Source organism: Streptomyces sp. NPDC001100 (assembly GCF_053598575.1).
In genome coordinates this window covers 153,610-164,617 of record NZ_JBSFKO010000021.1, presented here as the reverse complement: position 1 = coordinate 164,617, position 11,008 = coordinate 153,610, and the positions used below count along the sequence as shown (strand labels likewise).

At 70.5% G+C, this 11,008-nt stretch carries 7 protein-coding genes and 1 pseudogene; 3 read left to right on the top strand and 5 right to left on the bottom strand.

Going from position 1 to position 11,008, the window contains the following annotated elements; all coding sequences use genetic code 11:
- The 3 genes from ACWDEW_RS28685 to glgB form a co-directional block, all read left to right on the top strand.
- Positions 1-1,156, top strand: a 1,156-nt coding sequence (locus tag ACWDEW_RS28685; protein ID WP_450516248.1) for an alpha-amylase family glycosyl hydrolase, incomplete at its 5' end; no start/stop codon positions are given.
- Positions 1,157-1,252: 96 nt separating this feature from the next.
- Complete coding sequence (locus ACWDEW_RS28680; protein ID WP_450516246.1) at positions 1,253-2,626, top strand: maltokinase N-terminal cap-like domain-containing protein; 1,374 nt, start codon at positions 1,253-1,255, stop codon at positions 2,624-2,626.
- A gap of 25 nt (positions 2,627-2,651) precedes the next feature.
- Positions 2,652-5,225, top strand: coding sequence for a 1,4-alpha-glucan branching enzyme (glgB, locus tag ACWDEW_RS28675; RefSeq protein WP_450516244.1), 2,574 nt, complete (start codon positions 2,652-2,654; stop codon positions 5,223-5,225).
- On the opposite strand, the gene ACWDEW_RS28670 is transcribed toward glgB, so the two are convergent.
- The 5 genes and pseudogenes from ACWDEW_RS28670 to ACWDEW_RS28650 form a co-directional block, all read right to left on the bottom strand.
- The gene (locus ACWDEW_RS28670; protein WP_450516264.1) at positions 5,222-7,459 is read right to left on the bottom strand and encodes a HelD family protein; all 2,238 of its coding nucleotides are present in this window, start codon (positions 7,457-7,459) and stop codon (positions 5,222-5,224) included. The genes glgB and ACWDEW_RS28670 overlap by 4 nt on opposite strands.
- A gap of 167 nt (positions 7,460-7,626) precedes the next feature.
- Positions 7,627-7,941 (bottom strand): thioredoxin family protein, encoded by a 315-nt coding sequence (locus tag ACWDEW_RS28665; protein WP_450516262.1) that lies wholly within the window; start codon positions 7,939-7,941, stop codon positions 7,627-7,629.
- A 14-nt stretch (positions 7,942-7,955) separates the two neighbouring features.
- Positions 7,956-8,340 (bottom strand): annotated as a pseudogene (locus ACWDEW_RS28660) (MerR family transcriptional regulator).
- Between the two features lie 56 nt (positions 8,341-8,396).
- The gene (locus ACWDEW_RS28655) at positions 8,397-9,890 is read right to left on the bottom strand and encodes an AAA family ATPase (protein ID WP_450516242.1); all 1,494 of its coding nucleotides are present in this window, start codon (positions 9,888-9,890) and stop codon (positions 8,397-8,399) included.
- Between the two features lie 146 nt (positions 9,891-10,036).
- Entirely contained in the window at positions 10,037-10,801 is a 765-nt protein-coding gene (locus ACWDEW_RS28650) for a DUF2127 domain-containing protein (RefSeq protein WP_450516260.1), read from the bottom strand.
- Positions 10,802-11,008 lie beyond the last annotated feature (207 nt).

Genomic DNA, 11,008 nt, shown 5'->3' with positions numbered 1-11,008 from the left:
CTTCTCCCACCAGCCGGACCTCAACTACGAGAACCCGGCCGTCCAGGAAGAGATCATCTCGGCGCTGAAGTTCTGGCTGGACCTGGGTATCGACGGCTTCCGCCTCGACGCGGTCCCGTATCTGTACGCGGCCGAGGGCACCAACTGCGAAAACCTTCCGGCAACCCATGAGTTCCTGCGCCGGGTGCGGAAGGAGATCGACGCCCAGTACCCCGACACGGTGCTGCTGGCGGAGGCGAACCAGTGGCCCGAGGACGTCGTCGACTACTTCGGCGACTTCCAGAGCGGCGGCGACGAATGCCACATGGCGTTCCACTTCCCGGTGATGCCGAGGATCTTCATGGCGGTACGCCGGGAGTCCCGCTACCCGGTGTCGGAGATCCTCGCCAAGACCCCGGCGATCCCGTCGAGTTGCCAGTGGGGCATCTTCCTGCGCAACCACGACGAGCTGACCCTGGAGATGGTCACCGACGAGGAACGCGACTACATGTGGGCCGAGTACGCCAAGGACCCGCGGATGCGCGCCAACATCGGCATCCGGCGCAGGCTCGCCCCGCTCCTGGACAACGACCGCAACCAGATCGAGCTGTTCACCGCCCTGCTGCTGTCGCTGCCCGGCTCGCCGATCCTCTACTACGGCGACGAGATCGGCATGGGCGACAACATCTGGCTCGGCGACCGCGACGCCGTGCGCACCCCGATGCAGTGGACACCTGATCGCAACGCAGGTTTTTCGTCCTGTGACCCGGGTCGGCTGTCGCTGCCGACCATCATGGACCCCGTCTACGGCTACCAGGTCACCAACGTCGAGGCGTCGATGTCGTCGCCCTCCTCGCTGCTGCACTGGACGCGCCGCATGATCGAGATCCGCAAGCAGAACCTGGCGTTCGGCCTCGGCTCGTACCGGGAACTGCCGTCGTCGAATCCCGCGGTGATCGCGTTCCTGCGCGAGTACGAGGACGACCTCGTCCTGTGCGTGAACAACTTCTCCCGGTTCGCGCAGCCGACGGAACTCGACCTGCGGGCGTTCAATGGAAGGCATCCGGTCGAACTGTTCGGCGGGGTGCGCTTTCCGGCCGTAGGAGAGCTGCCGTACCTGCTGACCTTGGCAGGACACGGCTTCTACTGGTTCCGGCTCCGTAAGGAAGCCGCCTAGTCACCCCGTGGGGCGGGGTGGATCCGGTTTCCCCCGCCCCGCCCGGGGCACGCAACAGTGACACCCCACCACCCCCGGGGAAAGGAACGTGACGCCATGGCGGAAACTGTCACACTTTCCGGCCGGACCAGTCCCGGTCCCGGCCTCCTCGCGTCCCTCGACCCCCTCCTGCGGGAGTGGCTGCCGAGGCAGCGGTGGTTCGCGGGCAAGGGCCGTCCGGTCACCGGTTTCTCGCTGGTGGCCGCCACCGAACTCCTTCCGGCGGACGGCGCGCTCGGCCTCCACCACCTGCTGGTCCGCGCCCATCAGTCACCCGCTCCGGGCGACTGCTACCAGCTCCTGATAGGGGTGCGCGAGGCGCTGCCACCCCGGCTCGCGCCCGCGCTGATCGGACATGTGGAGGAGGGCCCGCTCGCCGGACGCACGGTGTACGAGGCCCTGTACGACCCCCGGCCCGCCGAGGTGCTCCTGGAGGCGCTGCGCACCCAGGCCCACATCGGCGGGCTGCGCTTCGAACGGGACCCGGCCCAGGAGATCGCGACCGGTCTCACCCCCCGTCTGATGACCGCCGAGCAGTCCAACTCGTCCGTCGTCTACGGCGATACGTTCATCCTGAAACTGCTGCGCCGGATCGTCCCCGGCACCAACCCCGACCTGGAACTCCCGCTGGCCCTCGCCCTGGAGGGCTGCTCCCGGGTGCCCGCGCCGACGGCGTGGCTGCGGGCGGAGTTCTCCGAGGAGCCGTACGTCCTCGGGGTGCTCCAGCCGTTCGTTCGGGGCGCGACCGACGGCTGGGAACTGGCGCTGCGCGAGCTGCGCAAGGGCGAGGACTTCGGCGCGGAGGCGCGGGCCCTCGGGCGGGCCACGGCCGAGGTGCATGTGGCGCTGGCCCGGGCACTGCCGACCGCGACCCTGGGCCGCGTACAGCTGGACCAGCTGGTCACGGGCATGACCGAGCGGCTCGACGCGGCGGCACAGGCGGTGCCCGCGCTCCGGCCGTACACGCCCGGACTGCGTACGGCGTTCTCGGCGCTGGCCGATCTCGCGGCCGAGGGGCACACCTGGACCGCCCAGCGCATCCACGGCGACCTGCACCTCGGCCAGTGCCTGCGCTCGCCGTCCGGGGAGTGGTCGCTGATCGACTTCGAGGGCGAGCCGTCCCGGCCGCTGGCGGAACGCCGGCTGCCGCAGCCGCCGGTGCGGGACATCGCGGGAATGCTGCGCTCCTTCGACTACGCGGCCCACTCCGCCGACCCTCCGGACCCGGCCTGGGCGAACAGGTGCCGGGCCGCCTACTGCTCCGGGTACGCGGAGGTCAGCGGCGCCGACCCGCGCACCGACCCCGTCCTGCTGCGCGCGTACGAGACGGACAAGGCGGTCTACGAGGTCGTCTACGAGGCCCGGCACCGCCCCGACTGGCTCCCGGTCCCGCTCTCCGCCGTACGCCGCCTCGCCAACCCCACCACCTGACCCACCCCGCCCAGGAGGCCCCGCCGTGACCCCGCGCACCCCGTCCAACGGACCGGATCCGAAGAAGGCCGCCGCGAAGAAGGCGACGGCCAAAAAGGGTGCCGGTGCCGGGAAGAAGAGCTCGGCGAAGAAGAGCTCGACGAAGAAGAACGCGCTGAAGAAGGCCGGGGGCCAGAAGGCTTCGGCAAAGAAGACGAGCGCCGCCGAGAAGGCCACGCGCAAGACGGTGACGGCCGACACGGGCACCGGCTCGCCCGCCACCGAGCCGACGCCGGCACTCACGCCTGCGCCGGAGCAAGACGCACCCGCGCTCACATCCGCATCATCACCCACACCCGAAATCGACCCCGTACCCACGCCCGCACCCGCACCCGACCCCGCCCCCGCACCCGCACCCGCACCCGCACCCGCACCCGCACCGGAGATCGCCATATCCCCTGCCCTCGATGCCGTGGACCGCGACCGCCTCCTCCACGGCACCCACCACGCCCCGCACTCCGTCCTCGGCGCGCACCCGGTCCCCGGCGGCGTCGCGTTCCGGGTGTTCCGGCCGTTCGCGCTCGGCGTGACCGTCGCGACGGGTGACTCGACGACCGAACTGCATGACGACGGAGACGGCTTCTTCTCCGGACTGCTCCCGCTCCCGGACGTACCGGAGTACCGGCTTCTCGTGGCCTACGACGGCACCGTGCAGGACACCGAGGACGCGTACCGGTTCCTGCCCGCGCTCGGTGACCTGGACCTGCATCTGATCGGCGAGGGCCGGCACGAGCAGCTGTGGCGGGCACTCGGCGCGGAGCCGATGACGCACCAGGGAGTCACCGGCACCCGCTTCACGGTGTGGGCGCCGAACGCCCAGGGTGTACGGCTGGCCGGCACCTTCAACTTCTGGGACGGCACGGGCGCCCCGATGCGCTCGCTCGGCGGCACCGGTGTCTGGGAACTGTTCCTGCCCGGCATCGGCGAGGGCGAGCTGTACAAGTTCGAGATCACCAGGCCCGACGGTTCCAAGACCCTGCGCGCCGACCCGATGGCCCGCCGCACCGAGGTCCCGCCCGCCACGTCCTCCATCGTCACGGCCTCGCACCACGAGTGGGCCGACGCGGAGTGGCTCGCGGGCCGCGCCGAAGTCCCCGCCCACGAGGCACCGTTCTCCGTCTACGAGGTCCACCTCGCCTCCTGGCGACCCGGCCTGACCTACCGTCAGCTCGCAGAGCAACTCCCCGCCTACGTCAAGGACTTGGGCTTCACCCACGTGGAGCTGATGCCGGTCGCCGAGCACCCCTTCGGCGGCTCCTGGGGTTACCAGGTCACCGGCTTCTACGCCCCGACCGCCCGCCTCGGCACGCCCGACGACTTCAAGTTCCTGGTCGACGCCCTGCACCAGGCCGGTATCGGCGTCCTGATGGACTGGGTGCCGGCCCATTTCCCGCGCGACGACTGGGCGTTGGCCGAGTTCGACGGACGGCCCCTGTACGAGCACGCGGACCCGCTGCGGGCCGCGCACCCCGACTGGGGCACCCTGGAGTTCGACTTCGGCCGCCGCGAGGTGCGCAACTTCCTGGTGGCGAACGCCGTGTACTGGTGCGAGGAGTTCCACATCGACGGCCTGCGCGTGGACGCGGTGGCCTCGATGCTCTACCTCGACTACTCGCGCGAGCCGGGCCAGTGGACCCCGAACGAGCACGGCGGCCGGGAGAACCTGGACGCGGTCGCCTTCCTCCAGGAGATGAACGCGACGGTGTACCGCAGGGTGCCCGGTGTCGTGACGATCGCCGAGGAATCCACCGCCTGGGACGGCGTGACCCGCCCCACCGACACCGGCGGCCTCGGCTTCGGGTTCAAGTGGAACATGGGCTGGATGCACGACTCGCTCGACTACATGACCCACGACCCGGTCCACCGCCGGCACCACCACGGCGAGATGACCTTCTCGATGGTGTACGCGTACAGCGAGAACTACGTCCTTCCCATCTCCCACGACGAAGTGGTCCACGGCAAGCGCTCGTTGGTCTCCAAAATGCCCGGCGACTGGTGGCAGCAGCGCGCCGACCTCCGCGCCTACCTCGCCTTCATGTGGGCCCACCCCGGCAAGCAACTCCTCTTCATGGGCCAGGAGTTCGCCCAGGGCGCCGAGTGGTCCGAGACCCACGGCCCCGACTGGTGGCTCCTCGACCCGGCCTACGGCGCCGAAGCCGACCACCGGGGCGTTCGCGACCTGGTCCGCGACCTCAACACGGTCTACCGCCACACCCCCGCCCTCTGGCAGCTCGACACCACCCCCGCCGGCTTCCAGTGGATAACCGGCGACGCCGCCGAGGACAACGTCTTCGCCTTCCTCCGCCACGACGCCGACGGCTCCCCCCTCCTCGCCGTCAGCAACTTCTCCCCCGTCGTCCGCCACGACTACCGCCTGGGCGTCCCCGACGAAACCCCCGCCTGGCACGAAACCCTCAACACCGACACCGCGGTCTACGGCGGCAGCGACGTCACCAACCCCGACCCGCTCAAGCCGGAACCGACCCCGTGGCACGGCCGGCCGGCCAGCATCCGCCTGACGCTGCCACCGCTGGCGACGGTGTGGCTGCGGCCGGCCTAGAGCGTCTCCGGTACGGCAGCGAGCGCGCGTGGCAACGGTCCCGTGTGCACCACCCCGAGCCGCTGAGTCGCCCGGGTCAACGCCACGTACAGATCACTCGTGCCGTACCGACCGGGCTCGACAACAAGCACGGAGTCGAACTCCAGGCCCTTGGCCTGGCGCGGGTCGAGCAGGACGACGGTCCGGGTCAGGTCCGGCTCGGCGCCCGCCGTCACGCCGTCCAGGCGCGCGGCCAGCCGACGGTGCAGGTCGCGCGGGGCGATGACGGCCAACCGGCCCTCGGCGGGAGTGAGTTCGCCGACGGCCTTGGCGACCGCTCCGGGGAGGTCGTCTGTGGCGCGCACCCAGGGGCGTACGCCCGTGGACCGTACCGAACTCGGCGGTTCGAAGTCGGGGTGCTCGGCGCGGACGACGGCCGCGGCGAGGTCCATGATCTCGGCGGGGGTGCGGTAGTTGACGCCGAGACGGGTGTGGGTGAAGCGGTCCTCGACGTAGGGGGCGAGGATCTCCGACCAGGAGCCGACGCCCGCCGCCTCCGCCGTCTGGGCCGGGTCGCCGACCAGGGTCATGGAGCGGGTGGGGCTGCGCCGCATGAGCAACCGCCAGGCCATCGGGGAGAGTTCCTGTGCCTCGTCGACGATGATGTGGCCGAACGCCCAGGTGCGGTCGGCCGCCGCGCGCTCGGCGGCGCTGCGGTGGTCCTCCTCCTCGTGCCGCTCGGCGAAGCGTTCGGCGTCGATGATGTCGTGCGCGGACAGCACCTCGGAGCCCTCGGGATCGTCCTCCTCCTTGTCCTCGAACTCGAAGGTCCGGGAGGCGAAGGACACGTCCAGCACGCCCTGCGCGAAGGACACTTGCTCGGCGCGCTCGCGTTCGGCCCGCGCCCGGACCACCCGGTCGTCCCGGCCGAGGAGTTCGGCCGCCTCGTCGAGCAGCGGTACGTCCGCCACGGTCCACTCGCGGGTCACCGGGCGGCGGATGGCGTCCGCGTCGTCGTCGGAGACATACCCGACGGGGTCGGCGAGGAAGTCCGCGACGAGGTACTGCGGGGTCAGCCGCGGCCACAACTGGTCGATGGCGGCCCAGACTTCGGGGTTCTCGGCGAGTTCGTCGCGGATCTGCGTGATGTCGCTGGGGTCGAGCAGGTTGCTGCCGTCGAAGGGGTCGGTGCCGATGCGTTCGGCGACCATCTCGGTGAGCGTGTTGAGGATGTGCCCCTCGAAGTGCTCGCGGGCCGCGTTGTGCGGGAGTCGGGCCTCGCGGGTGCGGTCGCGGGCCATCCGTACCAGTCCGTCGTCGAGCATGAGGATCTCGCGGTCGTGCTCGATCGCGATCACCGGGTCGGGCAGGGACTGCCAGTCGCGTACGACGGCGGCGAGGACACCCGCCATGTCGGCGCGGCCCTTCACGGCCGCCGCCGCCCGGCTGTCGGTGGCCGTGGCCTTCACCCCGGGGAAGAGCTCGCCGACGGTGGCGAGGAGCACGCCGGTCTCGCCGAGGGAGGGCAGCACCTCGCCGATGTAGCCGAGGAAGGCGGGGTTCGGGCCGACGATGAGCACCGCGCGTTTGGCGAGCAACTCCCGGTGTTCGTAGAGCAGATACGCGGCCCGGTGCAGCGCGACGGCGGTCTTGCCCGTGCCGGGTCCGCCCTCGACGACGAGCACTCCGCGGTGCGGCGCCCGGATGATCTCGTCCTGCTCGGCCTGGATGGTCTGCACGATGTCGCTCATCCGCCCGGTGCGCGCGGAGTCGAGCGCGGCGAGCAGCACGGCGTCACCGCTCGGATCCTCGTGGCCGGTGCGGGTGGCGTCCCCGAGGTCGAGGATCTCGTCGTGCAGGGCGGTGACGCGGCGGCCGTCGGTGGTGAGGTGCCGGCGGCGGCGCAGGCCCATCGGGGTGTGGCCGGTGGCGAGGTAGAAGGGGCGGGCGACCTCGGCCCGCCAGTCGATCAGGATCGGGGTGAGGTCGGCGTCGTCGGCGCGGATGCCGATACGGCCGATGTGGTGCCGGACCCCCGAGGTCAGGTCGATCCGGCCGAAGCAGAGCGAGCCGTCCACGGCGTTCAGCGCGGCGAGCAGCCCCGAGCGCTCGGCGACCAGGATGTCCCGCTCCAGCCGGGCCTGCATGGGCGTGTTGCCCTGCCCGAGCGCGTCCGTGACGGAGTCCTCGGTGGCGCCGCGCAGTGCGTCCACGCGTGCGTACAGACCGTCGATGAATTCCTGCTCGCCGTGAATTTCATCGCTGTTTGACAATTCCACTCCCGGACCTATATACTGTGCTCACTGAGCCTCTTTGCGATCTAATTCCCGTGAAGTCGCGAACCATTGAATATACGCAAAAGAATCCCCCGAGCGCAATTGCTCAGGGGATTTTTTCGTGCCGCCGGGTCATGCGGGCGGGTTCAGATCACGTCGGCCAGTTCCTCCAGCAGCCGACGCTTCGGCCGGGCTCCCACCATGGCCTTCACCGGCTCACCGCCCCGGAAGACCATGAACGTGGGCATCGAGAGAACCTTGTAGGCGTTCGTGGTCTCCGGATTCTGGTCCACGTTCAGCTGCACCACCTTCAACCGCGCGCCCTCCTCCGCGGCGAGGGCCCGCAGCACCGGCCCCATCTGCCGGCACGGAGGACACCAGTCCGCCGTGAACTCCACCAGCACCGGCAACTCGGCCCCGATCACCTCCGCCGAGAAACTCTCGTCCGTCACGTCCTTCACGCCCGCCACGTCGATCACAGCTCACGCCCTCCCAGTTCGCACAACGGTGACGGCTCCTCGGCCGACGCCAGCCGCACCCCGATCTCCGCCCGCACGGCCTGCAACTCCCCGATCAGGGAATCCAGTTCGGCCAGCTTGCGGCGGTAGACCGCGAGCGACGCCGGGCACGAGTCGCCCTCCGGGTGCCCGGACCGCAGACACTCCACGAAGGGCCGCGTCTCCTCCAGGTCGAACCCGAAGTCCTGCAGGGTCCTGATCTGCCGCAGCAGCTTCAGATCCCCCTCGTCGTACGTCCGACCCGTTGCCCCCACGCCGCGCGGGCAGCAGCCCCCGCGACTCGTAGTACCTGAGAGTCCGCGTCGTGGTCCCGGCCCGTGCGGCCAGCTCGCCGATTCGCATGTCCACGACGGTAATCCTTGACGTCGGCGTCAGGGCAACAGGGAGACCGCGGCGGCTCAGTAGCCGTCCGCGTCCGCGTCGCCGTCCTCCGGCCCGCGCACCCCCAGCAGCCGCCGCATCAACTGGTCGCGGTCGGAGAGGAGTTCGTCGAGGGCGGTACGCAGGTCGGACGGTTCCGTGCGCGGGGACTCGCGTTCGGCCGCGATCAGTACGGACCGCCGTACGAGTTCCTTCGTGAAGGACGCCGTCGTGCCCTCCGTGCGGGACACCACCTCCTCGGCGACCTCCTTGCCCAGGTCGAGCGCGGCGCCGTAGAGGGCGAGGAGGCGAGCACGGCCCTCGGCGTCCGGGAGGGGGATCTCCACGGCGAGGTCGACGCGGCCGGGGCGCTGGATCAGGGCCGGTTCGAGGAGGTCGGCGCGGTTGGTGGTGAGGAGGAAGGCCACGTCGGCGTCGTCGCCGAGGCCGTCCATCTCGTTCAACACCTGGAAGAGCAGGGGCTGTTCGCCGCCTCCGTGGTCGCGGGCCTCGGCGATCAGGTCGCAGTCCTCCAGGACGACCAGCGCGGGCTGGAGCATCCTGGCCAGGGCGCAGGCGGGCCCGATGGCGTCGATGCTCGTCCCGGAGAGGACGACGACCGTGAACCGCGGGAGGTGGGAGAGGAGATAGCGGATCGTGTGGGTCTTGCCGGTGCCGGGCGGGCCGTAGAGGAGGAGGCCGCGGCGCAGGTGCTGGCCGGCGGCGCAGAGCTGTTCGCGGCGGCGGGCGACGCCGACGACCTGGCGCTCGACCCGCTCCAGCAGCCCCTCGGGGAGCACGATGTCCTCGCGGGTCAGCCCGGGGCGCCGGTGGAAGCGGAACGGGCCCAGGCCGTGGCCGAACTCGGAGCCCTCGAAGGAGAGCACCTGCCCCCGGAAGATGTTGTGCTCGCGCACCAGCCGGTCGATCTCGGCGAGCAGCCGGTCCGCGAACTCCTTGTCCTGCGCGAGGACTTCGATCTCGACCTTGTTGCGCCCGTACTCGTCGGCCGGGCCGCGCAGCAGTACCGCGAACCGGTCGTCGCCGTCCGCGCCGAGGTAGAACCCGCAGGAGACACAGGCGAGTTCCTCGTCCGGTGAGATCGGCAGGTGCGCGTAGTCGACGGCCCCGATCGTGAACCGGTCGTAGCGGTCGGCGGCTTCGAGGATGTCGCCGAGGGTCAACTCACCGTGGTGCTGCGCACCGCGCATGCCGACCAGCTCGTACGACCGCCCGTCCCCGGCGAACCAGCGCTCCAGCGCGAGATGCACGTTCGGCAGGTCGTACGGCGGATACGCGGCCTTGACCACGGGCCGGTCGGCGGGCGCGGTGCCCAGGTGGTCGCGCAGGCGCTTGGAGAGGTTGCGGGCGGCCTCGTCCTCCTTGCGCCTGGGGCGAGCCACCGCCGTGAGGAACTCGTGGAAGAGTTCGTTGATCTGCTCCAGCGAGAGGGACGAGGGCTCCCGCTCCGCGCCGTACCTTCGTTCGTACTCCTCGGAGCTCACGATCTCCGGTCCGCCCGATTCCCCCATGCCTGCCTCCGCCTGCTCCGATGGGTCCGACCGGTCACGTCGGGTGTCCCAGCGTGCGGGTGAAGAGGGCGGCGGGTCAAAGCATTTGGGGTGATTGTCCCCGAAGGGGTCGGTAACGGGCGGCGGGTCGGAGGCCCGGCCGGGAGTCACACCATCACGCCGGCCGAGGTCTCCACCTCCAGCAGGGAGGCACTCTCCCGCTCCTCGTCGAAGGCCTTGCGTCCGCCGCGCAGCCCGAACAGGCGCTTGGCGAGGGCGATGTAGAGGACCGCGAGGATGTTGAGGACGAGGGTGGCGATCTTCAACCAGCTGATGTGCTCGGTGAGTTCGTAGATCTCCAGCGGCAGGAACGCTGCGGTCGCGACCACCGTCAGATACTCCGCCCAGCGCTTGGCGTACCAGAGCCCGCCGGCCTCGACGAGCTCGATCAGCGCGTACGCCAGCAGCAGTACGGCGACCAGGACCAGCGTGGAGTGCTTGTAGCCGAAGGTCTTCTGGATGGAGCCGACGACCGGCGAGTGGTCGAGGTCGTAGTGGAAGTGCTTGAAGACCGGGCGGAAGACATTCAGATATTCGTCGAAGAGCCTGCGCACCGAGTCCTGGCTGTTGCTGAACTTCCACACGGCGGCGGCGACCAGCACGATGAACACCCCGCGCACGGCCCGCTCGATCGCCAGGAACCGCAGGATGAACAGGTCCCGCAGCACCTTTCCGCGCGGCACCAGCGGGGCGTGTTCGGCGGGCCCGGAGCCGTGCGGTTCGCCGAGCACGAAGTCACCGCAGCGCAGACAGCGCCACGCCGTACCGAACCTGGTCTCGACGCGCAGCCGCTCCCGCAGCGCCGTCTCGTCGGGCGCGTACGTCACATGCCCGTGCCGTGCGCAGTGCCGCCGGTCCCAGTCGATCTTCATGCCCATGTCCCCCGTGACTCCCGCCGAACGAGAACGTGCCGTGCCGCGCCGGAGTTTTTCCGGCACGGCACGGCACGCTAGTGCATCCCCCGGACGGCCGGGGAGGTGGACCGGGCGGCTGAGCGACGGGGGGACACCCAGCCGCCCGGAGTCCGTGGGGCGTCCGGACCTTGTTCAGGTGGGCCCGGGCGCCCCGCTCTGGGGGGC